Source organism: Hylemonella sp. GW821-FHT12C09 (assembly GCF_058807395.1).
Genome location: NZ_JBXAQQ010000006.1, coordinates 277,664 through 302,581, shown reverse-complemented (window position 1 = coordinate 302,581; position 24,918 = coordinate 277,664). Strand labels below are relative to the sequence as shown.

Here is a 24,918-nt window from a genome sequence, read left to right as displayed (position 1 = left end):
CGGTTACGTCAGTCCGATAGACTTCGAGAAAGCTTCAGAAGCTTAGGTGGGTGTCCACGGAACCGGCAGCAGCCCAACCGGAGCAATCAGCACGAAAGTTGGCGTGGAAGTCGCTCTTCCATTTGTAACGCTGACCGCGTTTGAAGGAAAGGCTGGTGTCCAGTCCCCGTTGACTGGCACCTCTGTCACTAAGGATAACTATGGTGGCTTTGGTCAGGTGAAATTTCTTGAAGTCAAGACTGCCGCACCTGTTGCTAATGTGGGCGGTACTATTAAGTGGGATATATTTAATACGTCTTATAAACGATAGTCATATTCATGAAAGAAAATACTCAGGAGCATCTATCGAAAGATGAGTTCACCAGATTCGGAAAATCTCGGCGAAAAGTAATTTTTTCATTTGCTGTGATCTTTTTCGGTGCAGGTGTAATGGCACTTCTTCTTAGATTCGATGTTTTAGTGATTCACCCGATTTGGCTATTTGCGATATTTTTTCCGTTCGCTCTTGCCGGTCTGTTTACTTCCTTTGGATACAAATGTCCCCGTTGTGGGGTAACGCCTTTGGTTACACGGACTTCGTTTGGAGCCGGTGAAGTTGCGGTCGGCAGCTACGTCGCCTTTTTCCCGAAACGTTGCCATAAGTGTGGTGTGTCATTTTCACCGTATTCCGTTAAAGAGACTATTTGAGTTTAAGGAGGGAGATCGGGGTCAGGCCTTACATTTGACATCCACCCCACGACTCGATAGCCTGAGGGCGTCTGATTTCAGGGAGCACGCAGATGGCCCGGCCCTTGCGCATCGAATTTGCCGGCGCGCTGTACCACGTCACGGCACGTGGCAACGCGCAGCAGGACATCTATGCGGATGACGAGGACCGCCGGCAGTTTCTGGACCTGCTGGGGCATACGGTCGAGCGGTATGACTGGTATTGCCATGCCTACTGCCTGATGGGCAACCACTACCACCTGCTGATCGAGACCGGCACGCCCACGCTGGCCAGGGGGATGAAGTTTCTCAACGGCACCTACACCCAATATTTCAACCGCCGGCACCAGCGCGGAGATCGGGGTCAGGCCTTAACCTTTATCAACCTTTTTAACCTTTTTAACCTTTAGTAGTTAACCTTTAGGGTCAGGTCTAGCAAAGTAGCATCTCTTTTGCTATCTTCTGCCCATGTCCCGCCCGCTACGCATCGAGTTCCCGCACGCGCTCTATCACGTCACTGCGCGGGGTGATCGGCGGGAAAACATCTTTGAAGACGACGAAGACCGGCGTGTCTTTCTGGACATCTTTTCCCAGGTCGTCAGCCAGTTCAATTGGCTTTGCTACGCCTGGTGTCTGATGGGCAACCATTACCACCTGCTGATCCAGACGCCCGATGGCAATCTTTCCCTAGGCATGCGCCAGCTCAATGGGGTCTATACGCAGGCCAGTAACCGGCGGCACCAGCGGGTTGGGCATGTGTTTCAAGGGCGGTTCAAGGCCATCCTGGTCGACAGCGATGCCTACTTGCTGGAGCTGGCGCGCTACGTGGTGTTGAACCCGGTGCGCGCGGGTATGGTCGAGCGTGCGCAAGACTGGCCCTGGAGCAGCTACCAAGCCAGCATGGGGCTGGTGCCGGCCCAGGAGTTTCTTGCTGTTGATGGCTTGCTGGCGCGGTTTGCGAGCCGCAGGACGGTGGCGCAGGAACGTTATGCCCAGTTCGTGGCCGAGGGCATGGGCGCAGCCTCACCCTGGCAGCAGCTCAAGAGCCAAGTGTACCTGGGGGACGACGCCTTTGTGGAAAAGATGCAGAAGCGGGTGCACAAGCAGCAGCGCGAGGATGTGCAGATTCCGCGCGCCCAGCGTCGTGCCCCGGCGCCTTCGCTGCGGGCGATCGAGCAAGCCGAACCCGACCGCAATGCGGCCATGGTGCGTGCTTATGCCACCGGGGCCTATTCTTACCAGCAGATTGCGGAGCACTTCGGCGTGCATTTCACGACGGTGGGGCGGGTGGTGAGGCGCCCAGTCTCATGATCAGTGGGGTGGCATGGCGGCCAATTGCAGGGCAGGCCTTGCAACTGTCAGAGATTCAAAACGAGTTTCTTTGGGCCGGTGCTAGACTTGCACTGTGGCACCTACTGTTTTTCGTGAGGGGGCGTTCCGGTTTTTCTTCTTCTCACGGGAGGAATCCCGGATGCACGTTCATGTAACGCACACTGACGGCGAAGCCAAATTCTGGATGGAGCCCGGTATTGAAGTCGCCTTGAATCAAGGGCTGTCGGTAAAGCAGCTCAACGAGGCACTGTCATTGGTTCATAGGCGCCGAGAGGAGATTACCCATGCATGGCGTATCCACTTCGGAAGTTGAAGTTTCTTTGGTCTCCACCAAGGGTTTCTGGGTGCTTGTGGGTGACGAGGAGCTGTTTGTTCCTTATGAGGAATTTCCGTGGTTCAAAACGGCCACGGTGCAGGCCATCACGACCGTGCAACGACCTGCTGCAGAGCATCTCTATTGGCCGCTTCTTGACGTTGACTTGGCCCTTGCATCGATTCGAAATCCGGCTTTGTTTCCTTTGATTTCGAGAGGCGCTGGAGTCTAGAAAGTAGCTCGGGGTCAGGTCAACCGGGACCGCGATGATCAGCGATGCGGCATGGCAGCCAATTGACGGGCCGCCTGCTCCAGCCCACCGAGTATGGACGTCGCAATCTGTTGCGGAAAGCCGGCAGGTAATTCTGCGTTCACCTGGGTGATGGCCTGGGGTGTGCGGGCTATGAGGGACTGGATCAGCTCCTCAGCGTCAGCCCCCAGCCCGCAGAGGGGCGCCATGGCGTTGTAGTGGCGGCGCTGGATGTCCTTCAGGTTCTTGCCGCGCACGGCCATGGCCAGCCTGGCCTTGTGCCACTGGATGTTGTGCGCCGCACCGCCCACGACGGGCCAGATGGAGAGCACGTCGTATAGCGGCGTCAGATGAAAGCGGCCCTGCGTCTGGAGCTGGATGCTGAAGTTCTTGGCGTGGCCGTCGGTGGCACCGAGCATCCAGAACAGGATCTGGGCGCTCATGAAAGTGCGCAAGTCTTGCGCTGCATTCTCCGACTGTTTCAGGATGGCGCAGATGTCCAGGATGCCGGGGCCGCCCTGGTCTTCGTACTTCAGGTCCGGCGGGGTGTTCAAGGCTTGGCAGAAATCTTCCTGCGGCAGGCGCAGCCACCACCGGCCTGAGGAGTGCAGCCTGCGGTCAAAGCGCTCGACCACCAGCACACGCTGGCGGCCGAAGTCCATGATGCGGCAGGCCGCCACGGGCAGGCCGTAGGCGGCGAGGATGCGCGAGCACAGCCATTCGTTTTCGACCGAGCTGCGCAAGTCGATCAGCTGGCCGGGCCCGACCATGCCCAGCGGCAGTTTGAAGATGTGCGTGGTGGGCGTGGCCCCGTGGGGGCGCAGCCACCGGTTATCGTGCCAGAGCAGGGCTGTTTTTTCCTGGGCGCCGGCCAGGGAGATGCGGAAGTCGTCTTCCTGCAGAGGTTCCTGGCCGAGCACGGCGGAGGTGGCCACGGTGCGCTGCAGGTACTGCTCGATGTCCGCATCCGCCATGGGCGTGCCTTCGATGCGGTCGTAGCCCTCGGGCGTGGCGCCTTCTTCCAGCAGCTGGATGGCGCCTACGCAGTCTCGGCCGAGGGCCGTGAGCAGCTCGAAGGCTTTGGTGGAGCCGGTCTTGAAGCGGCTGGCCAGCCGTTTGCGTATGTCCGGGTTGTCGGGCAGCAGGTTGTCGAAGTAGTTGAGCACCCGTGCGCCCTTGTGGGGGCTGTTGCCGATGGTGAAAGGCAGAGACAGGGACAAAGGACGCCCTTCGGGGGCGTCGATCCAGCTTTGTTCGTATTGCAGTTCGCTGGCGCCGCCGGGCCCCAGGCGCCACACGCCCACGCGTTGGCCGTTGGACCAGAGTGCCAGGGACTTGTGATGTGAGCGCCGACCCATGGCTTACCACTCCGTGGGGTTGCTGCCCGCCTGGCTGGCGGCACTTTTTTTCTCGGCCAGTGTGAGTTCCAGCCCCAGCAGGGCGCACAGGCCCAGCATCTGTTCCAGGGTCATGCTGGCGGGGTCCAGTTCGAGTTTGGACAGCCTGGACTGGCTCAAGCCCAGGCGGGCCGCCGCTGCGGATTGGGTCAGCCCACGGTGTTTTCTGGCCGATTGCAGCAACAGGCCGGCCTGGGTGGGGCTGCTCAGGATCTGTTTCATGAGGAATTCCTTCAAGGAATATTTTTACTTTATTCTTTAAGAGAATAAAAGTCAAATATTCTTTTTAAGAATATCTGTGCGCTCACCATGCGGGAAGCTGGTCGGCCGGTCAATCCAGCGTGCGGAGGATCTCCAGCGCCTCCTCCACGCGCTCCACGGCGTGGATGGTCAACCCCTCGATGGCCTTCTTGGGCGCATTGGCCTTGGGCACCACGGCGACAGAGAAGCCGAGTTTGGCGGCCTCCTTCAGGCGCTCCTGCCCGCGCGGCGCGGGCCGCACCTCGCCAGCCAGGCCCACCTCGCCGAAGGCCAGAAAACCCTTGGGCAAGGCTCGGCCCTTCAGCGACGAGGTGATGGCCAGCATCACGGCCAGGTCGGCCGCCGGCTCGCTGATGCGCACGCCGCCCACGGCGTTGACGAAGACGTCCTGGTCCAGGCAGGCCACGCCCGCATGCCGGTGCAGCACGGCCAGCAGCATGGCCAGGCGGTCGCGGTCCAGGCCCACGGAGAGACGCCGAGGTGAAGGCCCGCCGCTGTCCACCAGGGCCTGGATCTCCACCAGCATGGGGCGCGTGCCTTCGAGTGTGACCATCACGCAGCTGCCGGGAACCGGCTCCGCATGTTGCGACAGAAAGATGGCGCTGGGGTTGCTCACGCCCTTGAGCCCTTTCTCCGTCATGGCGAAGACACCGATCTCGTTGACCGCGCCGAAGCGGTTCTTGATGGCGCGGATCAGGCGGAAACTCGAATGCGTGTCGCCCTCGAAATACAGCACCGTGTCCACCATGTGCTCCAGCACACGCGGGCCGGCCAGCGCGCCCTCCTTGGTGACGTGGCCCACGAGCACGATGGCCGTGCCGCTGGCCTTGGCCGCGCGTGTGAGGTGGGCCGCGCATTCGCGCACCTGGGCCACCGAGCCGGGGGCGGAGGTGAGTTGGTCGGAGTACACGGTCTGGATCGAATCGATCACGGCAATGGCCGGCTGGTGCTGGTCCAGCGTGGCGAGGATCTTCTCGAGCTGGATCTCGGCCAGCACCTGCACCTGTGAACCATCCAGCCCCAGGCGGCGTGCGCGCAGGGCCACCTGGGCGCCGCTTTCCTCACCCGTGACGTACAGGGTTTTTTGTCCGGACCGTTGCAGCGCGTCCAGCGCCTGCAACAAGAGCGTGGATTTGCCGATGCCCGGGTCGCCGCCGATCAGCACCACACCGCCTTCGACGATGCCGCCGCCCAGCACACGGTCCAGCTCGTCCTGGCCCGTGGGCGTGCGGTCCACGTCGGCCGCCTCGATGTCGGCCAGGGCCGTGACCTCGGCCGTCTTCGCCAGCGCCGCAAAGCGGTTCTTCGCGGGCGCGGCGCTCTCGGCCACGGACTCGATCAGCGAGTTCCAGGCATTGCAGTGCGGACACTTGCCCAGCCACTTGGGGCTGGTGCCGCCGCATTCGTTGCAGGTGTAGATCGTCTTTTCCTTGGCCATGAAGGGATGGTACCCGAATACTGTATGAACTTACAGCTCGGGTAAGTCCGGGGCCTGCCGGGCGGGGCGGGGCTTGAATGCGGCGCCAAAACATTTAACATGTTAAATAAATCGACGCTCCCACCATGTCCACCGCCTTTCGCCACCGCAACCTGCCCCGTCTGCTGCTGCAGGCGCGCGAAGCCGTGATGACGCACTACCGCCCCGGCCTGCGCGATCAGGGCCTGAGCGACCAGCAGTGGCGCGTTCTGCGCGTGCTGGGCGAGCACGGCGTGGTGGAGACCGGCCGCGTCGCGCGTGAGGCCTACCTCCTCGGCCCCAGCCTCACGGGTGTGCTGGCCCGCATGGAGCGCGACGGGCTGGTGCAACGCGAACGCGACCCGGCCGACCAGCGCCGCACGGTCGTGCAAGCCACCGCCAAGGGCCTGCAACTGGTCCAGACCCTGTCGCGCTCGATCGAGGCGCACTACCAGCGCCTGGAGCGCGGCCTGGGCAAGGAAAAACTGGGGCAGCTGTATGCCCTGCTCGACGAACTGATCGCCCTGGAGGAACCGGCATGAGCACCGCACGGCCGTCCGAAGGTGCTCGCACCGCAGCCCAACAGGGCGGAGGTTTCCCATGACCATGCTCCCCGTCCTGTCCGCCGGCACCGTCTACGGCGTGCTGCTCAACTCCAAGGAGGAGTGGGCCGCCTGGGCCGCGCAGATGAACGAGCCCCCCTACAAGGCACCGCCGAAGGCGCCCGTGCTCTACATCAAGACCGCCAACACCTGGAGCGCCAACGGCGCGGCCATCGCCGTGCCGGCACGCGCGCCGCAGGTCGAGATTGGCGCCAGCCTGGCCCTGGTGATCGGTGCCGCGGCACGGGGTGTCGACGCGAAACACGCGCTGGCCCATGTCGCCGGCTACGTGCTGGTGAACGATGTTTCGCTGCCGCACGCCAGCTACTACCGCCCTCCGGTGAAATACAAGAACCTCGACGGCTTCCTGGGCATCGGGCCGCGCTGCGCGACGCCCACCGAGCTGGGTGACCCGAACCGGCTGCGACTGGAAGTGCGCATCGACGGCCGGCTGCAGCACACCGTAGACCTGGCGCAGATGCTGCGCCCCGCCGCGCAACTGATCGCCGACGTGAGCGAGTTCATGACCCTGAGCCACGGCGACGTGCTGCTGCTGGGCCTGGGCGCGAACCGGCCGCTGGCGCGCGCAGGCCAGCGCATCGAGATTTCGGCCGCCGGCTTGCCCGCGCTGGGCCTGCTCACGAACACGCTGGTGGAGGAGGCCGCATCGAGAGACGCCGGGCCGCCCCAAGGCGCGAGAGCCCCCTCGGGGGGCAGCGCAGCACACGCAGTGGCAAGCGTGGGGGCCTTATGAAACACGCCCGCGTCGCCTACGACGGCGCCATCCACGACGCCACCGAACACAACGGCCAGCTGCTGCTGGCCGATGGCCGTACCGTCGGCTTCGATGCCGTGAGCTGGCTGCCGCCGCTGGCCCCCGTGCCCTGGCCGCGCACCATCCTCGCGCTGGGCCTGAACTACGCCGACCACGCCAAGGAACTGGCCTTCAAGGCGCCCGAGGAGCCGCTGGTCTTCCTCAAGGGCGAGGGCTCGCTGATCGGCCACCGCGCCCACACCGTGCGGCCCGCCGGCGTGGACTATATGCACTACGAATGCGAACTCGCCGTGGTGATCGGCCGGCGCGCCAGGCACGTGAAGCGCGCCGACGCCTACGACTACATCGCCGGCTACACCGTGGCCAACGACTACGCCATCCGCGATTACCTGGAGAACTGGTACCGCCCCAACCTGCGCGTGAAGAACCGCGACACCTGCACACCGCTGGGCCCCTGGCGCGTCGATGCGGTCGATGTGCCCGACCCCATGGCCCTGGCCCTGAGCACCACGGTGAACGGCAAGATCACGCAGTCGGGCTCCACGCGCGACATGATCTTCGACGTGCCCTGCCTGGTCGAGCACTTCAGCAGCTACATGACGCTCAACCCCGGCGACCTCATCCTCACCGGCACGCCCGACGGCATCGTCGATTGCCGGCCGGGCGACGTGATCGTCACCGAGATCGAAGGCCTCGGCGCCCTCGTCAACACCATCCGCAGCCCATGAACACCGTCATCAACCACCTCATCAACGGCAAGCCCGTCACGGGCACCGACTACTTCGAGACCGTCAACCCGGCCACGCAGGAGGTGCTGGCCGAAGTCGCCGCCGGCGGCGCGGCCGAGATGCACGCGGCCGTGGCCGCCGCGAAGGACGCCTTTCCGAAGTGGGCCGGCCTGCCCGCCCCGGAGCGCGCCAAACTCATGCGCAAGCTCGGCGAGCTGATCGCGCAGCACGTGCCCGAGATCGCCCGCACCGAGACCGACGACACCGGCCAGGTCATCGCCCAGACCGGCAAACAGCTGATCCCGCGCGCGGCCGACAACTTCCATTACTTCGCCGAGATGTGCACGCGCGTGGACGGCCACACCTACCCCACGCCCACGCACCTGAACTACACCCTGTTCCACCCCGTGGGCGTGTGCGCGCTCATCAGCCCCTGGAACGTGCCCTTCATGACCGCCACCTGGAAGGTCGCGCCCTGCCTGGCCTTCGGCAACACCGCCGTGCTCAAGATGAGCGAGCTCTCGCCGCTGACGGCCGCGCGCCTGGGCGAGCTGGCGCTGGAGGCTGGCATTCCCGCCGGTGTGCTCAACGTGGTGCACGGCTACGGCAAGGAAGCAGGCGAGCCGCTGTGCGCCCACCCCGACGTGCGCGCCATCTCCTTCACCGGCTCCACGGCCACGGGTAACCGCATCGTGCAGGCCGCGGGCCTGAAGAAGTTCAGCATGGAACTGGGGGGCAAGAGCCCCTTCGTGATCTTCGACGACGCGAACCTGGAGCGCGCGCTCGATGCCGCGGTCTTCATGATCTTCTCGAACAACGGCGAGCGCTGCACCGCGGGCAGCCGCATCCTGGTGCAGCAGCGCATCTATGCCGACTTCGTGCAGAAGTTCACCGAGCGCGCCAAGCGCATCACCGTGGGTGACCCGCAGATGGATGCGACCATCGTCGGCCCCATGATCTCGAAGAACCATCTGGCCAAGGTGCGCAGCTACATCGAGCTTGGCCCCAAGGAGGGGGCCACGCTGCTCTGCGGCGGGCTCGACCGCCCCAGCTATGCACCGGCGCTGCCTGATCGTGTGAAAAACGGCAACTACGTCTGGCCCACGGTCTTTGCCGACGTGGACAACCGCATGCGCATTGCGCAGGAAGAGATCTTCGGCCCCGTGGCCTGCCTGATTCCCTTCAAGGACGAGGCCGACGCCGTTGCGAAAGCCAACGACATCCCCTACGGCCTGTCCAGCTATGTCTGGAGCGAGAACCTCGGCCGTGCGCACCGCGTGGCCGCGGCCATCGAGGCCGGCATGTGCTTCGTGAACAGCCAGAACGTGCGCGACCTGCGCCAGCCCTTCGGCGGCACCAAGGCCAGCGGCACCGGGCGCGAGGGCGGCACGTGGACCTACGAGGTGTTCCTGGAGCCGAAGAACGTGGCGGTCTCTCTAGGCTCGCACCACATTCCTCATTGGGGGGCCTGACCATGGGCAAACTCGCTCTCGCCGCCAAGATCACCCACGTGCCCTCCATGTACCTCAGCGAGCTGCCCGGCCCAAGACTGGGCACGCGGGCCGACGCCATCGAAGGGCACAAGGAGATCGGCCGGCGCTGCCGCGCGCTGGGCGTGGACACCATCGTGGTGTTCGACACGCACTGGCTGGTCAACGCCAACTACCACGTGAACTGCGCGCCGCACTTCAAAGGCCTGTACACCAGCAACGAGCTGCCGCACTTCATCAGCAACCTGGCTTATGAATTCCCGGGCAACCCGGCTCTGGGCCAATTGCTGGCGAAGGTCTGCAACGAACACGGCGTCGAGACCCTGGCCCACCCGGCCACCACGCTGGCACCGGAATACGGCACGCTGGTGCCCATGCGCTACATGAACGAGGACCAGCACTTCAAGGTGGTCTCGGTCTCGGCCCTGTGCCAGGTGCACTACCTCAACGACAGCGCCCGCCTGGGCTGGGCCATGCGCCGCGCGGTGGAGGAGCACTACGACGGCACCGTGGCCTTTTTCGCCAGCGGCTCGCTGAGCCACCGCTTCGCACAGAACGGCCTGGCGCCGGAATACGCGCACAAGATCTGGAGCCCGCTGCTGGAGCACATGGACCGCGACGTGCTGCACATGTGGCAGGCCGGCGAGTGGCCAGACTTCTGCGCCATGCTGCCCGAGTACGCCAGCAAGGGCCACGGCGAAGGCTTCATGCACGACACGGCCATGCTGCTGGGCGCGCTGGGCTGGTCCGAGTACACGGGCCAGGCCGAAATCATCACGCCCTACTTCGGCGCCTCCGGCACCGGCCAGCTCAACGCCGTCTTCCCGGTGCTGCCGACCAGCGGCCAGGCCGTGCCGCAGCCGCAAGCCTCCAGCGCCCGGGGTTACAGTGCCTTTTCCCGCCTTTGAAAGATCCTTGTCATGCCGCACCTCGTCATCCTCTACACGAACAACCTGGAAAAGGAGACCGACATGACGACGCTGTGTCGCGACCTGGCCGACGTCATGATCGGGCAGCACGACGAGTCGGGCGAGCAGGTCTTCCCCACCGGCGGCACGCGCGTGTTCGCCTACCCCGCGCCGCATTCCGCCGTGGCCGACGGCAAGGAGGACTACGCCTTCGTCTATCTGAACCTGCGCATGGGCTTCGGGCGATCCGACGCCGTGAAGGAACGGGCCGGGCAGGCCCTGCTCACCCGGACCAGGACGCATTTCGCCGACCTCTACGAAAAACGCCTGCTCGGCATCACCCTGCAGATCGACGAGGGCAGCGAGGTCTACAACGCCAAGCACAGCAACCTCCACCCCCTGTTCAAGTAGCCATGTTCAGCCCCGAACTCACGCAGCAGCTGGCCGCCGAGCTGCAACAGGCGCAGGACACGCGCACGCAGCTGGAGCACTTCTCCAGACGCTACCCCGGCATGAGCATCGAGGACGGCTACCGCATCAGCCGCGCCTGGGTGGCGCTACAGCTGGCACAGGGGCGCCGGGTGATCGGCCACAAGATCGGCCTGACCTCGCGCGCCATGCAGCAGTCCAGCCAGATAGCCGAACCCGACTATGGCACCCTGCTCGACTCCATGCTGTACACCTGCACGCCAGGCCAGGTACTGGACATCCCGGCGGCACGCTTCATCGCGCCGCGCGTGGAGGTGGAGCTGGCCTTCGTGCTCAAGGCGCCGCTGAAGGGCCTCAACGTCACGGCCGAGCAGGTGCTCGCCGCCACCGACTACGTGACGCCCGCCATCGAGATCATCGACGCGCGCATCGAGCAGTTCGACCGCCACAGCAAGGTCATGCGCAAGGTCTACGACACCATCAGCGACAACGCGGCCAATGCGGGTATCGTGGTCGGCGCCGCCCGCGCCCAACCCGGCGACGTGGACCTGCCCTGGGTCGGTGCCATCCTGCGCCAGAACGGCGTGGTGGAAGAAACCGGGCTGGCCGCCGGCGTACAGGGCCACCCGGCCATCGGCATCGCCTGGCTGGCCAACAAGCTCGCGCCCTGGGGCGAGCATCTCGAAGCCGGGCAGATCGTGCTGGCCGGCTCCTTCACGCGGCCCGTGCCAGGGAAAGCCGGCGATCTGTTCGAGGCCGACTACGGCCCCCTGGGCCAGTTGAATTTCCGTTTTGTCTGAGGAATCCGCATGAAAACACCCGTCAACCCCTTCAAGCAGGCCATCGCCAAACAGCAGGCCCAGATCGGCCTGTGGGTCAACCTGGGCCACCCCGTCAGCACCGAGATCTGCGCCGGTGCGGGTTTCGACTGGCTGCTGCTCGACGCCGAGCATTCACCCACCACCCTGCCCACCCTGCTCTCGCAGCTGCAGACCATTGCGGCCTATCCCGGCTCGCACCCCATTGGCCGTGTGCCGCTGGGCCACGGCGAAGCCGGCACGGCCACCATCAAGCAGTTCCTGGACCTGGGCTTCCAGACCCTGCTGGTGCCCATGGTAGACACGGCCGAACAGGCCGCCGCCGTGGTGCAGGCCATGCGCTACCCGCCCGAGGGCGTGCGCGGCATGGCCGGCACACGCGCCGCGCGCTGGGGCCGTTACCCCAACTACGGCAAGGAGGCCAACGAGCAGGTCTGCCTGCTGGTGCAGGCCGAGTCGCGCACCGCACTGGACAACCTGGAAGCCATCGCCAACACGCCCGGCGTGGACGGCGTCTTCATCGGCCCGGCCGACCTCTCGGCCTCGCTGGGCTACATCGGCCAGGCCACCCACCCCGCGGTGCAGAAAGCCATCGACGACGCGATCCGCCGCATCGTCAGGTGCGGCAAGGCCGCGGGCATCCTGATCAGCGACGAGACGCTGGCGCGCCACTACCTGGAGATCGGTGCCAGCTTCGTCGCCGTGGGCCTGGACACGCAGATCCTGGTGCGCCAGACCTCGGCACTCGCCGCGCTCTACAAGGGCAACGTGAAGCCCCTCGCAGCCGGCGACAAGGTGTATTGAGCGATGAGCGCCGCGCGCCGCGTCTGCCTGATCACCGGCGCCGCCACCGGCATCGGGGCGGCCTGCGCGCGCGAGTTCGCGGCGCACGGCTGGGACCTGGCCCTGAGCTGGCTGGACGAGGCCAACCGCGTGGAGTTGCTGGGCGTGGCGACCGAATGCGAGGCGCATGGCATCAGCCCCCTGCTGCTGCACCTGGATGTGGGCCAGGACGAGAGCTGTGCCGCCTTCGTGCAGGGCGCCCTGCAGAAGTTCGGCCGCATCGACGCTCTGGTCAACTGCGCCGGCACCACGCGCTTCATTCCGCACACCGACCTCGATGCCCTCACGCCTGAAGAGTTCCACCGCACCTACGACGTCAACACCGTGGGCCTGTACCGCATGATCCGCGCCTGCGCCCCGGCACTGAAGGCCGGCGGCCAGGGCAGCGTGGTCAACATCTCGTCCATCGGCGGCGTGATCGGGCGCGGCTCGTCCATGGCCTATGCGGCCTCCAAGGGCGCGGTCAACACCCTCACGCTTTCATTGGCGCGCGCGCTGGGGCCGCAGCTCCGGGTCAATGCCATCGCGCCGGGTTTTGTCGAAGGCGGACTGCCCAGCCGCGTGCTGGACGCCGTGCGGCACGCCGGAGTCGTGCAGGTGCAGACCGAAAGTTCGCCGCTCAAGCGCGTCTCGCAGCCGGAAGAGGTCGCGGCGCTGGCCTGCTTCATCACCGAGCGCGCGCCGGGCATGACGGGCACGGTGATCCCCATGGACAATGGCCTGCACCTGAACGCAGGATGAACGCATGACCGAGAAAAAGAAGTTCCGCTCCGCCACGCTCGTTGAGGGCACCATCCGCGCCACCACGCGCAGCTTCCTGCACGCCCTGGGCCAGGACGAGGACGACATCGCGCGTCCGCACATCGGCGTCTTCCACACGGGCGGCGAGATGAGCCCCTGCAACCTGAACCTGCGCGATCAGGCCCAGCACGCCAAGACCGGCATCTACGCCGCGGGCGGCACGCCGCACGAGTGCCCGGTGGTCTCGGTGTCCGATGGCCTGACCATGGCGCATTCGGGCATGCGCTTCTCGCTGATCTCGCGCGAGCTCATTGCCGACAGCGTGGAGGCCTCGGTGCGCGGCCACCAGTGGGACGGCATCTTTGGCATCGGCGCCTGCGACAAGAACCTGCCCGGCCTGATGATGGGCATGGTGCGCTGCAACGTGCCCAGCGTCTTTGTGCACGGCGGCTCGGCGCTGCCGGGACAGATGCCCGGGGTGGACGGGCGCGATCTCAACGTGGTCGACACCTACGAAACCATCGGCAAGGTGCTGGCCGGCGATGCCACGCTGGACGAACTGGACGCCATCAGCCAGGCCTGCCTGCCCACGGCCGGCGCCTGCGCGGGCCAGTTCACGGCCAACACCATGGGCATGGTGTCCGAGGCGCTGGGCCTGGCGCCCATCGGCTCCAGCATGGTGCCTGCCGTCTTCAGCGAACGCGCGCCGCTGATGCGCCGTGCGGGCAGACAACTCATGAAGGCGGTGATGGCCAGTGTTGAAGGGGGTGGCCCGCTGCCGCGCGACATCGTCACGCGCCAGGCGCTGGAGAACGCCTGCGCCGTGGTCTCGGCCACGGGCGGCTCCACCAATGCGGCGCTGCACATCCCGGCCATCGCGCACGAGGCCGGCATCAAATTCCACCTGGACGATGTGGCCGAGGTGTTCGCGCGCACGCCGCTGATCGCTGACCTGCGCCCCGGCGGCAAGTACCTGGCACGCGACATGTATTACATCGGCGGCGCGGCCGTGGTGCTGCGCGAACTGCTGCGCAGCGGCCACCTGCACGGCGACGCGCTGACCTGGACCGGCCGCACCCTGGCCGAGGAAATCGCCGGCGCCAACGACCCCGACGGCCAGGTGGTGCGCCGCTTCGAAGACGCGATCTCGAAGGACGGCGGCCTGGCCGTGCTCAAGGGCAACCTCTGCCCCGACGGCGCCCTGCTCAAGACCGCCGGCCTCAAGACCCTGGTACACCGCGGCCCGGCGCGTGTGTTCGAGTCCGAGGAAGCGGCCCAGGCCGCCGTGCAGGCCCTGCGTTACCAGCCAGGCGACGTGATCGTGATCCGCAACGAAGGGCCGAAAGGCAGCCCCGGCATGCGCGAGATGCTGGGCATCACGGCCCTGCTCTACGGCCAGGGCATGGGCGACAAGGTGGCCCTGCTGACCGACGGGCGCTTCTCGGGCGCCACACGCGGCCTGTGCATCGGCTACGCGGGGCCCGAGGCGGCGGACCGCGGCCCGATCGCCGCGCTGCGTGACGGCGACATGATCGCCATCGATGCACGGGCGCCGGCACGCAGCATCACGGTGGAGCTGGATGCCGCGGAGATCACGCGGCGCCTGGCCAGCCTAGAGGTAAACACGGGGGTCGCCCAGGGCGGCCTGCTGGAAAAATACGCACTCACAGTACGCCCGAGCCACCAGGGCGCGGTGACCCATTCCGGGGCCGTCACCTGGTTGCGCGACGTTTCCTGAATTTTGCCAGCTCATCACAAGGAGACCCTCATGAGTATTTCCCGTCGTCACGTCATCCAGTCCGCCGGCGCCACCGCGCTGCTGGCCAGCCTGGGCCAGCAGACCATGGCCCAGGCCCAGATCGACACGCTGAAGATCGTCACCGGCTTCGCTGCCGGCGGCACCTCGGACAACACCTGCCGGCGCGTGGGCACGCGCCTGACCGGCCCCTACGCCAAGACCGTCGTCGTCGAGAACAAGACCGGCGCGGGCGGCCAGATCGCCATCCAGTACGTCAAGGGCCAGCCGGCCGACGGCACGACACTGCTGCAGTCGCCTACGTCGATGTTCACCATCTACCCGCACATCTTCAAGAAGCTGCCCTATGACCCGGTGGCCGATGTCACGCCAGTCACCCTGGCCTGCGTGTTCGATTTCGGCTTTGCCGTCGGCCCCCTGGTGCCGGCCAACGTGAAGAACGTGGCCGACTTCATCGCCTGGGCCAAGGCCAATCCCAGCCAGGCCAATTTCGGCTCGCCGGCCGCCGGCTCCACGCCGCACTTCGTGGGCGCCCTGCTGGGCAAGAGCGGCGGCATCGATCTCAAGCACGCCGCCTACCGCGGCACCCAACCGGCCATGCTGGACCTGCTGGGCGGCCAGATTGCCGCCGTCAGCGGCCCCATCGGCGACATCACGCAGCATCTGGCCACCGGCAAGGTGCGCATCCTGGCGACCTCGGGCGCCAAGCGCAACCGTTTCGCCCCCGACGTGCCGACCTACGCCGAGCAGGGTTTCAAGGAACTCACGCACAGCGAATGGTTCGCCTTCTTCCTGCCCCCGAAGGCCGACGCTGCGCTCGTGGCACGCATGAACGGCGCGCTCAAGGTGGCGCTGGCCTCCAAGGACGTGATCGACGGCCTGGCCACCTTCGGCCTGGAAGCCATGTCGAACTCGCCCGCCGAATTGGCCGAGCTGCTCAAGCAGGACACGGCCAAGTGGGCGCCCATCGTCAAGACCATCGGCTTCACCGCCGATGCCTGAAAGGCCCCACGGTCGCGCACTGCGTGTCGCTCCCTGCCCCCGGGGGGCCGTGCTTCAGCCTGGGACGGCCCGGCGCTGAAACCTCCGCTGCGCGACCGTCGGGATATTTCGACGCACTGATTGGACCCCGCCATGAATGCCATCCTGAAATCGGCACCTCCCGTGCACCTGCACCCGGAGGAGTGGCAGGCGCGCCTGCAGCTGGCGGCCTGTTATCGCATCTTCGCGATGCTGGGCTGGACCGAGATGATCTACAACCACATCACGCTGCGCCTGCCGGCCAGTGTGAGCGGTGGTGAAAAGCACTTCCTGATCAACCCCTTCGGCCTGCACTACAGCGAAGTCACCGCCAGCAACCTGGTGAAGATCGACCTGCAGGGCCGCGTGCTCGACGGCTCCACGCATCCGGTCAACCCGGCCGGCTTCACCGTGCACTCGGCCATCCACGAGCACATCGCCGGGGCGCATTGCGTCATGCACACCCATACCACGGCCGGCGTGGCCGTGGCCTGCCAGCAGAACGGGCTGGCCCAGAACAACTTCTATTCCGCCCAGCTGCACGACATGGTGGCCTACCATGACTTCGAGGGCATCACCATCCACGCTGACGAGGCGCCGCGTCTCCTGCAGAGCATCGGTGCGAAACCGGCCGTGATCCTGCGCAACCACGGCCTGCTGGCCTGGGGTGCCACACTGCCGCAGACCTTCGCCATCCTGTGGACGCTGCAGCGCGCCTGCGAGATCCAGCTGGCCACCCTGAGCATGGGCCCGGCCATTCCCGTGCCCGCAGCCATCGCCGCCCGATGCACGCGCGACGCGCTACAGTTCAACCCCAACCATGGCGCCGGACAGGACGTGTTCGACGCGCTGGTGCGGCAGGTGGACCGACAGGACACCAGCTACAAGAACTAGTGCCTGTCGCGCTTGCGAAATGAGTGTGAACAGGCCCTACCGGGTCATCGCGAGTTGCAGCGGGTCGCTGCCTGTCGCAGCGGAGCCGCCAGGGTTCACCTTGAACACAGAGACCACCTGGGCAAGGCGCGAGGCCTGGTCCTTGAGACTCTGGGCGGCGGCGGTGGACTCCTCCACCAGAGCAGCATTCTGCTGCGTCATCTGGTCCAGATGGTTCACCGCAGTATTGATCTGTGCAATGCCGCTGGACTGCTCGGTGGTGGCGGCCGTGATCTCGCCGATGATGTCGCTCACCCGCTGGACCGCCGTGACGATCTCGTTCATGGTCTGACCGGCTTCGCTCACGAGCCGTGCGCCGGCTTCGACCCCTGACACGCTGGTGGCGATCAAGGTCTTGATCTCCTTGGCGGCCTCGGCAGACCGGCCGGCCAGGCTGCGCACCTCGCTGGCCACCACCGCGAAACCCCGTCCCTGCTCACCGGCGCGCGCGGCCTCCACTGCGGCGTTGAGCGCCAGGATGTTGGTCTGGAAGGCAATGCCATCAATGACACTGATGATGTCGGAGATCTTCTTCGACGAATGGGTGATGTCGTTCATGGTGCTCACCACCTGTGAGACCACCTGCCCCCCGCGCTGGGCTACCGCAGCGGCCGAGCCAGACAGCCTGTTGGCGGTACGGGCCGATTCCGCCGACTGGCTAACGGTGCCGGTCAGCTGCTCCATGCTCGAAGCCGTCTGTTGCAGACTTGAGGCAGCCTGTTCGGTACGGGCACCGAGGTCAGCATTGCCATGCGCCACCTCGGAACTGGCGACTTCGATGTTTTCCGAGGATGAGCGCACCTGGGAGACCAGTCCGGAGAGCGCCTGCTGCATATCGCGCAAGGCATCCACCATGCTGCCGAGTTCATCGCCACGCGAGGCCGGCACCGGCGCCGACAGGTCACCGTCGGCAATACGGCGCAGGGATTGCTTCACGTCTTCCAGCGGCACGAGAATGGAACGCATCGTGTGCCAGGCGACCACGCCCAAGAGCAACAGGCACAACACCCCGCCGCTGATCCCGAACGCCAGCATGCGCTGGCTGGAATCCACTGCGGCTTCGTAAGTCTCGTTCGCGCGCTTCTGCGCAAGCGGGATCAGCGCCTGCAGGGGGCGGACCACGCCCTTGAGCATCAGGGCCCAGTCTTCCTCCAGCACGGTTGTCAGAGCGTCGTTGTTCTTGGCGACGTAGCCCTGTTCCAGCTTGCCCAGGGTCGTCTCCACCACTGACCAGCGCTGCTTGATGGCCTCGATGCTGTCGCGCGCCTCGCCCTCTGTAAAGGCTTCCGATGCCAGCGGCTCGAGCTGCCGCCACAGCGTCGCCAGCTCCTTGCGCGCGTCTCGTAGGTGATTCAAGGAGCCGGGCACCGGGAGTTGGTCGAGCAGTACCGCCGCCGCACGAAAGCGAACCTCCAGCAACAGACTGTCGACGCGCTGCAGGCCCACGATCATCTGGCTATTCTTCTCGAACAACTGGGTCAGAGCCGTGCGGTTGACCCGGTTGGCCGCAAAGAAGAGGGTTGCCAGCAAGGCCACGGCCACAAAGGCCAGCCCGGTCAGCAGCAGCAATCGTCCCTTGATGGACAGATTCATCGACATGGACATTCCTTCAGTTCTGCGGCACCGGTCTGGGCCATGGCGCGTGGCGCCACAGGCTTACTGCGTCGGCAATCCCTTGCTGGTCCACTCCGGCATGCCGCCGCGGAACCAGTGGATCTTGCTGTAGCCGGCCTTCGCTGCCACCACAGAAGCCTTGTAGCTCTTCCAGCATTCGCCGGCATTGCAGAAGAAGACGATGGGTGCGCCTTTGTCGGCGGGGAGCTTGCTCAGATCGAACTGATCCTGGCTGGCATCGAAGCCCACGTCCTTCGCGCTCTTCTCGCGATAAGGCACGCTCTTGGCGCCCTTGATGGTCTTCTCGGCATACTCGGCAGCCACGCGAGTGTCGATCAACGGGACCCCGCTATCCAGGAGTTTCTTGGCCTCATCGGCGGCAATCACCTTGACGCCGGCCAGAGTGGTGGGCGTGTCGGCAGCCAAGACCGGCATGGCCACGCCAGCTGTCAGCAACAGTGCGGCCGCCCACTTCATCGAATTGCGCTTTAACATGGCTAGATCCTTCCATTGATAGAAAAACAGGATTGAAAACCGGCGCGCCCTGGCAACGCGTTCTCACGAGATACCCCCGGGGCTACCCACTCGTGCGGAGCAGGCACGTAAAACGTTTGTAATTGCATACGCCTGATCTGTCGAGCCTTTTTGCCGTGGCGACGGCAAAATCCGGCTTTTCCTAGTTAGTCTTTCACGATCTCTGATGTTTCTGTAGGAATTTTCCGATATGAAGATCTGCATCTACGGTGCGGGCGCCATCGGCGCCTGGATGGGTGTGAGGCTGGCGCGTGCCGGCTGCCAGGTCAGCGTGGTCGCGCGCGGCGCCACGCTCAGCGCCCTGCAGCAGCACGGCCTGCGCTGCCAGATCGACAAGGAACTGCTCGGCGTCCCGGTGCGCGCCAGCGCCCACCCGGCTGAACTGGGCGTGCAGGACCTGGTGATCCTGGCCGTCAAGGCACCGGCCCTGCCCGAGGTGGCGCGCCAGATCGCCCCCTTGCTGGGCCCCGCCACCGTGGTGCTGACCGCCATGAACGGCGTGCCCTGGTGGTTCTTCCAGGGCTTCGGCGAGAAGTTCGCCAATACCCAGCTCAAGGCCATCGACCCCAAGGGCGAGATCGCCAGGGCCATCCCTGCCGCGCACATCATCGGCGGCGTGGTGCACGCCAGCTGCTCGATCCGGGAGCCGGGCTGCGCGCAACACCACTTCGGCAACCGCCTCATCATCGGCGAGCCCTCGGCTCAGAAGACCGAGCGCGTGCAGCAACTCGTGCAACTGCTCAGCCAGGCCGGCTTCGAGACCGAGCTCTCGGCGCAGATCCAGAAAGACATCTGGTACAAGCTCTGGGGCAATATGACGGTCAACCCGGTCAGCGCACTGACCGGCGCCACCACCGACAAGATCCTGGGCGACAAGCTGGTGCGCGACTTCATCTCGAAGGTCATGCTTGAGGCCAAGGAGATCGGCGCCCGCATCGGCATCCCGATCTTCCAGCAGCCCGAGGACCGGCACGCGGTCACGATGAAGCTGGGCGCCTTCAAGACCTCGATGCTGCAGGACGTGGAAGCCGGCCGACCGGTGGAGATCGACGCGCTGGTCACCGTGGTGCAGGAGCTGGGCGCACTGACCGGCGTGACCACGCCTTATACCGACGTGCTGCTGGGCCTGTCACGCCTGCAGGCGCGCACGCGCGGCCTGCTCTGACCAACGGGCCCGACTCCCGGTATTCGTCATGTCCTCTTCCCCCCGCGCGCTCAGCCGCGCCGCCTTCTTCACGCTGCTCTTCACCGCCTGCCTGTTCGGGGCCAACCATGTGGCCGCACGCCTGGCCTTCAACCATGGCCTGGACGTGACCACCGCCGTGCTGGTGCGCAGCTTGGTCACCGCCCTCGTGGTCGGCGCCATCGTCTGGCAGCAAGGCGTGTCGCTGGTCGTCACGCCGCGCCAGCGCGGCTTCCTCCTGCTCATCAGCGCCCTGGTGGCCGTGCAGAGCCTGTGCCTGTACGCCGCCGTCGTGCGCCTGCCCGTGGCCCTGGCCCTGCTGACCTTCAACACCTACCCGCTGTGGACGGCCCTGTTCGCCTGGCTGCTCTACCGGCACCGGCCGGAACGTGCCGTGCTGCTGGCCATGCCGGTGCTGCTGTTCGGCCTGGCCCTGGCGCTCGACGCCCTGGGTGCGGCCTCGGGCCTGGGTGCCGCCGGGCAATGGAGCCGCATCGGCGCCGGCGTGGCCTTTGCGATGGTGGCGGCCGCGGTGTTCGGCGCCGCCCTGGTGCTCACGCAACATGAGGCGGCCAGCGTCGACGGGCGCCTGCGCACGACCATCACCATGGTCCTGGTCGGTCTGCTGGCGCTGGTGGCCGTACCGCTGCAAGGCGGCCTGCACCTGCCCCAGGCGGCGGCCGGCTGGTGGGGCCTGGCTGGCCTCACGCTGTTCTACGGCACGGCCTTCACCATCATGTTCACCTTGCTGCCCCGGCTGGGCGTGGTCGGCAGCTCACCCATCATGAACGTGGAGCCGGTGGCGGCGCTGGTGCTGGCCTGGTTCCTGCTGGACCAGGCCATTGCGCCAGTGCAGGTGACCGGCGCGCTCATCGTGGTGGGCACCGTCATGGCCCTGGGCCTGAGGAAAAGATGACCCCCGGTCTCCGCTCCCGCCACGTTTCAAGCCCTTCATCGGCAGCACCTCGCTGACATGGCTACCGAGGTCATGGCCGTGGTGCTCTTCTCGGCCCTGCTGCATGCGGGCTGGAACGCACTGGTGCGCGCCAGCCAGGACAAGTTCCTGGCCTCGCTGCACGTGGTCTGCGGCGCCGCCGCGCTGGCCCTGCTGATGCTGCCGGGCCTGCCCACGCCGGCCCCGGCCAGCTGGCCCTGGCTGCTGGCGTCGGCTCTGATCCACGTGGTCTATTTCTCGCTGGTGGCGCGCGCCTACCAGGGCACCGAGCTCGGCTTCGCCTACCCCTTGATGCGCGGCACAGCACCGGTACTGACCGCGCTGGCGGCGGCCCTGCTGCTGGCTGACGCGCCCACACCGGGCGCCTGGCTGGGCATTGCACTGATCTGTGGCGGGGTGCTGGCGCTGGCAGGCCGGGCCGGACGCAACGGCGCCAGCCATCCGGGCGCGGTGCTGGCAGCGCTGACCAATGCCGGCGTGATTGCGCTCTACACCCTGGTCGACGGCCTGGGCGTGCGCCTGGCCGGCCACGCCCTGAGCTACACCGCCTGGGTCTTCCTGCTGACGGGCGTCTTCATGCTGGCCACGGCCACCTGGCTGCGCGGGCGCGCACTGCTGCGGCCACCCCCCGGCGCCTGGCGCGCGGCCCTGCTGGGCGGCACCGGCACACTGGCGGCCTACAGCCTGGTGCTGTGGGCCATGACACAGGCCCCGATCGCCACGGTGGCCGCGCTGCGCGAGACCTCCATCGTGTTCGCGGCGCTGATCGGTGTGGTGTTCCTCAAGGAAGGCCTGAGCCGGCAGCGCCTGCTGTCGGCGCTGCTGGTGTGCGCCGGTGCAGCGGTCATCAAGCTGGCCTGAGTGGCATCACACGCCAGCCCCCGTCTGGTCTACCTGGCCAGGCAGCGGTAACTGCCATTGGGAAAATCTTCGTACTCTCCGCTGTTGCCGAAGCTGATACCGCCGACGCAGGCCGCATAGCGATATTGGCCGTCGACCACGAAGTCGGTGCTGGCCCCCGGCTGCACATTGTTGGAGTGCGTATAGAAACCACCCTTGGGGCCTTCGCCGCAGCCCTTTTTGGAGTACTTCAGGTCGCCGCAATAGAGCACGAAGATCTGCTTGTTGCAGGTGTTGGTGAGGGTGACGCGCCCGTTCTTTTCGCTGGCGTCGACGCAGCGCTGCGCGCTCTCGCCCGGGTTCCTGGCGTGTGCGCTCACGGCCACGACCATCGACAAGGCGGCAACGGCCCCCATGCGTTTCATGCTCATACGTTCTCCCTGATCAGATTGCTTGGTAGTCAGACGGTTATCCAGGCCGTGTGCGGCCCAGGGCAATCTTGCCGGCCCGCACATGCGCCCGGCTCGGGACTAACCCGCACCCACCTGCGTGGGTGTGAAAAATTCACGGACGGCAGAGCGCGAGGGAGTCCCCGCGCGTCGCCCCTTGTCAGCGCCGGATTTTTTCGCGCGCGCGCCGCACGCGCTCGATGTTGACCGCCACCTTGCCGGTGCGAAACAGCATGGGCGCCGCGATCGCGTAGGCCGGGTCCGAGGTGTCCAGGCAGTGGTAGTTGAAGGCCGGCATGCCGTTGCGGTCGACGATGACGATGACCCAGGGCGTATTGGCGCGCAGCCCGCGCTGTACCGCCACCGCGGTCTCGCCGCTGACCAGGCGCACATAGGTGCCCGGCGGATAGAAACCGACCGCCGCCGTGAGCGCGCCACCGACCGAGGCCGTGACTTCCTTCTCGGTCGACAGGTAGATGGACTTGGCCGACTCCAGGGGCGAGAGCGCCTCGCGTGTGCGCCGCGCCGCCATCTTGGCCACGAAGACGTCGGTCATGCTCAGCAGGCGGCGCGCCTGCAGGTTGTGCGGCAGGCCTTCGGCGCTGTCGGGCTGGTGGTGCCAGCGCACCAGGTCCAGCTCCTCCACGTCCTCGATGCCCAGCCAGACCAGGATCTTCAGGCTGAGCTGCGGGTGTTCCTGGATCAGCTGGCGCTGCTCGGGCGTGGGGGCCTCGTTCTGCCGGGCCAGCACGTCCTGCTCGCGGGCCATGCCGATGTTCATGGTCAGGGCCCCGCTCATCAGGGACTGCCGCTGCTGCGGATTCAGGCCCAGCTTCTGTGCCGCCAGTTCGCAGACGCAGGCACACAGCAGGGCATGCGTGGCGCAATACCCCAGACTGCTGTCGGCCAGGGCCTGGAACAGGCAGAAGAGGCTGTCGTCCGCGTCGGCCTGGAGCAGCGCGCGCGCCTTGTTCTCCAGGGCCGCCAGCCGTGGCAGGGGGTTGAGCGCCAGCCCGCCCTGGTAGAGGATGCCGCGCAGCACCTCCTGCAGGTCCATCCAGCCGCCGTTGAGCTGCTCGCCGACCATGTAGTCGCGCTCGCGGATGGCGCTGGGCATGGGGAGGCGCGCGATCGCGTCGACCTCCACCCCTTCCATCAGCAGGGTGTGCACCATGCGCTCGTAGGAGCGCTGCCAGGCTTGCGCCTCGGCTTCGGTGGTCGATGCGTTGTGGGCGTAGAGCTTGTCGCGGTGCTGCTCGGACACGATGGGCTGGCCCTTGCGCAGCAGCAGCAGGCCGTCGGGGTTCCAGACATTGACCGGCAGGGGCTTGCCCACCGGCAGCATGGCGATAGGGATGGGCACGTACTTCATGCGAGCTCCACCGGCACGCGCGCGGCCAGCGCGCACATCAATTCATAACCCACGCTGTCCCCGGCCTGGGCCACTTCGTCGATGGGCAGGAGGGCTCCGTTGGAGGCGCGCCCCCAGAGCGTGACTTCCGAGCCCATGCCTGCAGCGGGCACGGGCGTGAGGTCCACCGTGATCAGGTCCATGCTGACACGCCCGACCAGATGCGTGCGCACGCCGTCCACCAGCACCGGCGTGCCGCGCCCGGGTGTGCCCGGACTGGCGCGCAGGTAGCCATCGGCATAACCGCAGGCCACCACACCGATACGCATGGGCTGTGCCGCGGTGAAGGTCGAGCCGTAACCCACGCTGTCCCCGGCGGCCAGTTGCTGGATACCGACGATGCGTGAGCGCAGCGTCATGGCGGACTGCAGCGCCCAGTCGCCCGCGCTGTGCTCCGGGAAGTCGGGAGAAGCGCCGTAGAGCACGACACCGGGCCGGATCCAGTCCGAGCGCAGGCTGGCTGCGGCCTGTGGCCCCATGTGGCGCAGCACCGCCGCGCTGTTGCTCAGGGAGCGTTCGCCCGGCAAGTCCTGCGTGGCGGTGTTGAAGGCAGCCAGCTGCTGCGCCACGCCCTTGGCGCCGTCGGCGTCGCTGAAGTGGGTCATCAGCGAGATCTCGTCCACCTGCGGCAGCGCGTTCAGGCGATGCCAGGCCGCGCGGAACTGTTCCGGCTTGAAGCCCAGGCGGTTCATGCCACTGTTCATCTTGAGGAAGACGCGGTGCGGCACGTGGGTCTTGTGCACGGCCAGCATGTCGATCTGTTCGCTGCAGTGCACGACGTGCCAGAGATCCAGGCGCGAACACAGCTCCAGGTCGCGCTGATCGAACACGCCTTCGAGCAGCAGGATCGGTCCGCGCCAGCCCAGGCGCCGCAGGCGCTCGGCCTCGCCCAGATCCAGCAGGGCAAAGCCGTCGGCGCCGCGCAGCCCTTCGTAGACACGTTCGATGCCGTGACCATAGGCATTGGCCTTGACCACCGCCCAGACCCGCGCATCGGGGCTGGACTGGCGAGCCCGCGCCAGGTTATGGCGCAAGGCTTCGACGTGGATCAGGGCTTGGATCGGGCGGGACATGCGGTCGGGACTAGCGTTGGACGGGGAAGTTCAGTCAACCCCTTGCCATGAATTGTGACATTGCCCGCCATGCTATAACCCAGCGTCGATTGGATTTTCACA

General features: G+C 66.1%; 29 protein-coding genes. 21 read left to right on the top strand and 8 right to left on the bottom strand.

The window, feature by feature from the left end; genetic code table 11:
• The first annotated feature begins 103 nt into the window (after positions 1-103).
• The 6 genes from AC1RRP_RS12470 (at position 104) to AC1RRP_RS12445 (ending at position 2,582) form a co-directional block, all read left to right on the top strand.
• Positions 104-310, top strand: a complete 207-nt coding sequence (locus tag AC1RRP_RS12470) for a hypothetical protein (RefSeq protein ID WP_493036615.1) — start codon at positions 104-106, stop codon at positions 308-310.
• 8 nt (positions 311-318) lie between these two features.
• Positions 319-687 carry a hypothetical protein gene (locus tag AC1RRP_RS12465; RefSeq protein WP_493036613.1) on the top strand — a complete coding sequence of 123 codons (369 nt, stop codon included), beginning with the start codon at positions 319-321 and terminating at the stop codon, positions 685-687.
• Between the two features lie 92 nt (positions 688-779).
• Positions 780-1,115, top strand: coding sequence for a transposase (locus AC1RRP_RS12460; RefSeq protein ID WP_493036612.1), 336 nt, complete (start codon positions 780-782; stop codon positions 1,113-1,115).
• A gap of 58 nt (positions 1,116-1,173) precedes the next feature.
• Positions 1,174-2,016 carry an REP-associated tyrosine transposase gene (locus AC1RRP_RS12455; RefSeq protein ID WP_493036610.1) on the top strand — a complete coding sequence of 281 codons (843 nt, stop codon included), beginning with the start codon at positions 1,174-1,176 and terminating at the stop codon, positions 2,014-2,016.
• A gap of 160 nt (positions 2,017-2,176) precedes the next feature.
• A complete protein-coding gene (locus tag AC1RRP_RS12450; RefSeq protein ID WP_493036633.1) occupies positions 2,177-2,350 on the top strand; it encodes a DUF4160 domain-containing protein in 174 nt (57 codons plus the stop codon).
• Complete coding sequence (locus AC1RRP_RS12445) at positions 2,322-2,582, top strand: DUF2442 domain-containing protein (RefSeq protein WP_493036608.1); 261 nt, start codon at positions 2,322-2,324, stop codon at positions 2,580-2,582. The genes AC1RRP_RS12450 and AC1RRP_RS12445 overlap by 29 nt, the downstream gene beginning before the upstream one ends.
• 38 nt (positions 2,583-2,620) lie before the next feature.
• On the opposite strand, the gene AC1RRP_RS12440 is transcribed toward AC1RRP_RS12445, so the two are convergent.
• The 3 genes from AC1RRP_RS12440 to radA all read right to left on the bottom strand — a co-directional run bounded on the left by AC1RRP_RS12440 (position 2,621) and on the right by radA (position 5,696).
• On the bottom strand, positions 2,621-3,958 hold the full coding sequence (locus AC1RRP_RS12440; protein ID WP_493036606.1) for a type II toxin-antitoxin system HipA family toxin: 1,338 nt from the start codon (positions 3,956-3,958) through the stop codon (positions 2,621-2,623).
• 3 nt (positions 3,959-3,961) lie between these two features.
• Entirely contained in the window at positions 3,962-4,219 is a 258-nt protein-coding gene (locus AC1RRP_RS12435; RefSeq protein ID WP_493036604.1) for a helix-turn-helix domain-containing protein, read from the bottom strand.
• A gap of 109 nt (positions 4,220-4,328) precedes the next feature.
• Positions 4,329-5,696 carry a DNA repair protein RadA gene (gene radA, locus AC1RRP_RS12430; protein WP_493036603.1) on the bottom strand — a complete coding sequence of 456 codons (1,368 nt, stop codon included), beginning with the start codon at positions 5,694-5,696 and terminating at the stop codon, positions 4,329-4,331.
• A 125-nt stretch (positions 5,697-5,821) separates the two neighbouring features.
• On the opposite strand from radA, the gene hpaR reads away from it, so the two are divergent.
• From hpaR to AC1RRP_RS12370, 12 genes are all read left to right on the top strand, one after another.
• Positions 5,822-6,256, top strand: coding sequence for a homoprotocatechuate degradation operon regulator HpaR (hpaR, locus tag AC1RRP_RS12425; RefSeq protein WP_493036602.1), 435 nt, complete (start codon positions 5,822-5,824; stop codon positions 6,254-6,256).
• A gap of 58 nt (positions 6,257-6,314) precedes the next feature.
• Positions 6,315-7,070 carry a fumarylacetoacetate hydrolase family protein gene (locus AC1RRP_RS12420; protein WP_493036600.1) on the top strand — a complete coding sequence of 252 codons (756 nt, stop codon included), beginning with the start codon at positions 6,315-6,317 and terminating at the stop codon, positions 7,068-7,070.
• Entirely contained in the window at positions 7,067-7,819 is a 753-nt protein-coding gene (locus AC1RRP_RS12415; RefSeq protein ID WP_493036598.1) for a fumarylacetoacetate hydrolase family protein, read from the top strand. The genes AC1RRP_RS12420 and AC1RRP_RS12415 overlap by 4 nt, the downstream gene beginning before the upstream one ends.
• Positions 7,816-9,291 (top strand): 5-carboxymethyl-2-hydroxymuconate semialdehyde dehydrogenase, encoded by a 1,476-nt coding sequence (gene hpaE / locus AC1RRP_RS12410; protein WP_493036596.1) that lies wholly within the window; start codon positions 7,816-7,818, stop codon positions 9,289-9,291. Before AC1RRP_RS12415 ends, hpaE begins: the two co-directional genes overlap by 4 nt.
• Before the next feature lie 2 nt (positions 9,292-9,293).
• On the top strand, positions 9,294-10,217 hold the full coding sequence (gene hpaD, locus AC1RRP_RS12405; protein WP_493036594.1) for a 3,4-dihydroxyphenylacetate 2,3-dioxygenase: 924 nt from the start codon (positions 9,294-9,296) through the stop codon (positions 10,215-10,217).
• Between the two features lie 12 nt (positions 10,218-10,229).
• Positions 10,230-10,628 carry a 5-carboxymethyl-2-hydroxymuconate Delta-isomerase gene (locus tag AC1RRP_RS12400; protein ID WP_493036592.1) on the top strand — a complete coding sequence of 133 codons (399 nt, stop codon included), beginning with the start codon at positions 10,230-10,232 and terminating at the stop codon, positions 10,626-10,628.
• A 2-nt stretch (positions 10,629-10,630) separates the two neighbouring features.
• Entirely contained in the window at positions 10,631-11,446 is an 816-nt protein-coding gene (hpaH, locus tag AC1RRP_RS12395; protein ID WP_493036590.1) for a 2-oxo-hept-4-ene-1,7-dioate hydratase, read from the top strand.
• A gap of 9 nt (positions 11,447-11,455) precedes the next feature.
• Positions 11,456-12,268, top strand: coding sequence for an aldolase/citrate lyase family protein (locus tag AC1RRP_RS12390; RefSeq protein ID WP_493036588.1), 813 nt, complete (start codon positions 11,456-11,458; stop codon positions 12,266-12,268).
• Positions 12,269-12,271: 3 nt separating this feature from the next.
• Complete coding sequence (locus AC1RRP_RS12385; protein WP_493036586.1) at positions 12,272-13,048, top strand: SDR family NAD(P)-dependent oxidoreductase; 777 nt, start codon at positions 12,272-12,274, stop codon at positions 13,046-13,048.
• A gap of 4 nt (positions 13,049-13,052) precedes the next feature.
• Positions 13,053-14,786 (top strand): dihydroxy-acid dehydratase, encoded by a 1,734-nt coding sequence (gene ilvD / locus AC1RRP_RS12380; RefSeq protein ID WP_493036584.1) that lies wholly within the window; start codon positions 13,053-13,055, stop codon positions 14,784-14,786.
• 30 nt (positions 14,787-14,816) lie between these two features.
• Positions 14,817-15,806: a Bug family tripartite tricarboxylate transporter substrate binding protein gene (locus AC1RRP_RS12375; protein WP_493036582.1), complete on the top strand. Its 990-nt coding sequence runs from the start codon at positions 14,817-14,819 to the stop codon at positions 15,804-15,806.
• Between the two features lie 132 nt (positions 15,807-15,938).
• Entirely contained in the window at positions 15,939-16,718 is a 780-nt protein-coding gene (locus AC1RRP_RS12370; protein WP_493036580.1) for a class II aldolase/adducin family protein, read from the top strand.
• A 36-nt stretch (positions 16,719-16,754) separates the two neighbouring features.
• Here the strand turns inward: AC1RRP_RS12370 and AC1RRP_RS12365 are convergent, their stop codons facing one another.
• Both AC1RRP_RS12365 and AC1RRP_RS12360 read right to left on the bottom strand, forming a co-directional pair.
• A complete protein-coding gene (locus AC1RRP_RS12365) occupies positions 16,755-18,356 on the bottom strand; it encodes a methyl-accepting chemotaxis protein (RefSeq protein ID WP_493036578.1) in 1,602 nt (533 codons plus the stop codon).
• Between the two features lie 57 nt (positions 18,357-18,413).
• Complete coding sequence (locus AC1RRP_RS12360) at positions 18,414-18,866, bottom strand: rhodanese-like domain-containing protein (RefSeq protein WP_493036576.1); 453 nt, start codon at positions 18,864-18,866, stop codon at positions 18,414-18,416.
• Between the two features lie 229 nt (positions 18,867-19,095).
• Here AC1RRP_RS12360 and AC1RRP_RS12355 point away from each other — a divergent pair, with 229 nt between their 5' ends.
• The 3 genes from AC1RRP_RS12355 to AC1RRP_RS12345 are packed head-to-tail and all read left to right on the top strand — an operon-like array spanning position 19,096 to position 21,904.
• The gene (locus AC1RRP_RS12355) at positions 19,096-20,070 is read left to right on the top strand and encodes a 2-dehydropantoate 2-reductase (RefSeq protein WP_493036574.1); all 975 of its coding nucleotides are present in this window, start codon (positions 19,096-19,098) and stop codon (positions 20,068-20,070) included.
• A 28-nt stretch (positions 20,071-20,098) separates the two neighbouring features.
• Complete coding sequence (locus tag AC1RRP_RS12350; protein ID WP_493036572.1) at positions 20,099-21,004, top strand: DMT family transporter; 906 nt, start codon at positions 20,099-20,101, stop codon at positions 21,002-21,004.
• A gap of 57 nt (positions 21,005-21,061) precedes the next feature.
• The gene (locus AC1RRP_RS12345) at positions 21,062-21,904 is read left to right on the top strand and encodes an EamA family transporter (RefSeq protein WP_493036570.1); all 843 of its coding nucleotides are present in this window, start codon (positions 21,062-21,064) and stop codon (positions 21,902-21,904) included.
• A gap of 29 nt (positions 21,905-21,933) precedes the next feature.
• On the opposite strand, the gene AC1RRP_RS12340 is transcribed toward AC1RRP_RS12345, so the two are convergent.
• The 3 genes from AC1RRP_RS12340 to alr form a co-directional block, all read right to left on the bottom strand.
• Positions 21,934-22,314 (bottom strand): hypothetical protein, encoded by a 381-nt coding sequence (locus AC1RRP_RS12340; protein ID WP_493036568.1) that lies wholly within the window; start codon positions 22,312-22,314, stop codon positions 21,934-21,936.
• 178 nt (positions 22,315-22,492) lie between these two features.
• Complete coding sequence (locus AC1RRP_RS12335; protein WP_493036566.1) at positions 22,493-23,704, bottom strand: HD-GYP domain-containing protein; 1,212 nt, start codon at positions 23,702-23,704, stop codon at positions 22,493-22,495.
• On the bottom strand, positions 23,701-24,816 hold the full coding sequence (alr, locus tag AC1RRP_RS12330) for an alanine racemase (protein WP_493036564.1): 1,116 nt from the start codon (positions 24,814-24,816) through the stop codon (positions 23,701-23,703). Before alr ends, AC1RRP_RS12335 begins: the two co-directional genes overlap by 4 nt.
• Positions 24,817-24,918: the final 102 nt, after the last annotated feature.

Excerpts from the sequence above, each read along its gene's own strand:
- AC1RRP_RS12465 (WP_493036613.1), top strand. The coding sequence starts at position 319 with ATGAAAGAAAATACTCAGGAGCATCTATCGAAAGATGAGTTCACCAGA.
- AC1RRP_RS12460 (WP_493036612.1), top strand. The coding sequence starts at position 780 with ATGGCCCGGCCCTTGCGCATCGAATTTGCCGGCGCGCTGTACCACGTC.
- AC1RRP_RS12455 (WP_493036610.1), top strand. The coding sequence starts at position 1,174 with ATGTCCCGCCCGCTACGCATCGAGTTCCCGCACGCGCTCTATCACGTC.
- AC1RRP_RS12450 (WP_493036633.1), top strand. The coding sequence starts at position 2,177 with ATGCACGTTCATGTAACGCACACTGACGGCGAAGCCAAATTCTGGATG.
- AC1RRP_RS12445 (WP_493036608.1), top strand. The coding sequence starts at position 2,322 with ATGCATGGCGTATCCACTTCGGAAGTTGAAGTTTCTTTGGTCTCCACC.
- AC1RRP_RS12440 (WP_493036606.1), bottom strand. The coding sequence starts at position 3,958 with ATGGGTCGGCGCTCACATCACAAGTCCCTGGCACTCTGGTCCAACGGC.
- AC1RRP_RS12435 (WP_493036604.1), bottom strand. The coding sequence starts at position 4,219 with ATGAAACAGATCCTGAGCAGCCCCACCCAGGCCGGCCTGTTGCTGCAA.
- radA (WP_493036603.1), bottom strand. The coding sequence starts at position 5,696 with ATGGCCAAGGAAAAGACGATCTACACCTGCAACGAATGCGGCGGCACC.
- hpaR (WP_493036602.1), top strand. The coding sequence starts at position 5,822 with ATGTCCACCGCCTTTCGCCACCGCAACCTGCCCCGTCTGCTGCTGCAG.
- AC1RRP_RS12420 (WP_493036600.1), top strand. The coding sequence starts at position 6,315 with ATGACCATGCTCCCCGTCCTGTCCGCCGGCACCGTCTACGGCGTGCTG.
- AC1RRP_RS12415 (WP_493036598.1), top strand. The coding sequence starts at position 7,067 with ATGAAACACGCCCGCGTCGCCTACGACGGCGCCATCCACGACGCCACC.
- hpaE (WP_493036596.1), top strand. The coding sequence starts at position 7,816 with ATGAACACCGTCATCAACCACCTCATCAACGGCAAGCCCGTCACGGGC.
- hpaD (WP_493036594.1), top strand. The coding sequence starts at position 9,294 with ATGGGCAAACTCGCTCTCGCCGCCAAGATCACCCACGTGCCCTCCATG.
- AC1RRP_RS12400 (WP_493036592.1), top strand. The coding sequence starts at position 10,230 with ATGCCGCACCTCGTCATCCTCTACACGAACAACCTGGAAAAGGAGACC.
- hpaH (WP_493036590.1), top strand. The coding sequence starts at position 10,631 with ATGTTCAGCCCCGAACTCACGCAGCAGCTGGCCGCCGAGCTGCAACAG.
- AC1RRP_RS12390 (WP_493036588.1), top strand. The coding sequence starts at position 11,456 with ATGAAAACACCCGTCAACCCCTTCAAGCAGGCCATCGCCAAACAGCAG.
- AC1RRP_RS12385 (WP_493036586.1), top strand. The coding sequence starts at position 12,272 with ATGAGCGCCGCGCGCCGCGTCTGCCTGATCACCGGCGCCGCCACCGGC.
- ilvD (WP_493036584.1), top strand. The coding sequence starts at position 13,053 with ATGACCGAGAAAAAGAAGTTCCGCTCCGCCACGCTCGTTGAGGGCACC.
- AC1RRP_RS12375 (WP_493036582.1), top strand. The coding sequence starts at position 14,817 with ATGAGTATTTCCCGTCGTCACGTCATCCAGTCCGCCGGCGCCACCGCG.
- AC1RRP_RS12370 (WP_493036580.1), top strand. The coding sequence starts at position 15,939 with ATGAATGCCATCCTGAAATCGGCACCTCCCGTGCACCTGCACCCGGAG.
- AC1RRP_RS12365 (WP_493036578.1), bottom strand. The coding sequence starts at position 18,356 with ATGTCGATGAATCTGTCCATCAAGGGACGATTGCTGCTGCTGACCGGG.
- AC1RRP_RS12360 (WP_493036576.1), bottom strand. The coding sequence starts at position 18,866 with ATGTTAAAGCGCAATTCGATGAAGTGGGCGGCCGCACTGTTGCTGACA.
- AC1RRP_RS12355 (WP_493036574.1), top strand. The coding sequence starts at position 19,096 with ATGAAGATCTGCATCTACGGTGCGGGCGCCATCGGCGCCTGGATGGGT.
- AC1RRP_RS12350 (WP_493036572.1), top strand. The coding sequence starts at position 20,099 with ATGTCCTCTTCCCCCCGCGCGCTCAGCCGCGCCGCCTTCTTCACGCTG.
- AC1RRP_RS12345 (WP_493036570.1), top strand. The coding sequence starts at position 21,062 with ATGGCTACCGAGGTCATGGCCGTGGTGCTCTTCTCGGCCCTGCTGCAT.
- AC1RRP_RS12340 (WP_493036568.1), bottom strand. The coding sequence starts at position 22,314 with ATGAGCATGAAACGCATGGGGGCCGTTGCCGCCTTGTCGATGGTCGTG.
- AC1RRP_RS12335 (WP_493036566.1), bottom strand. The coding sequence starts at position 23,704 with ATGAAGTACGTGCCCATCCCTATCGCCATGCTGCCGGTGGGCAAGCCC.
- alr (WP_493036564.1), bottom strand. The coding sequence starts at position 24,816 with ATGTCCCGCCCGATCCAAGCCCTGATCCACGTCGAAGCCTTGCGCCAT.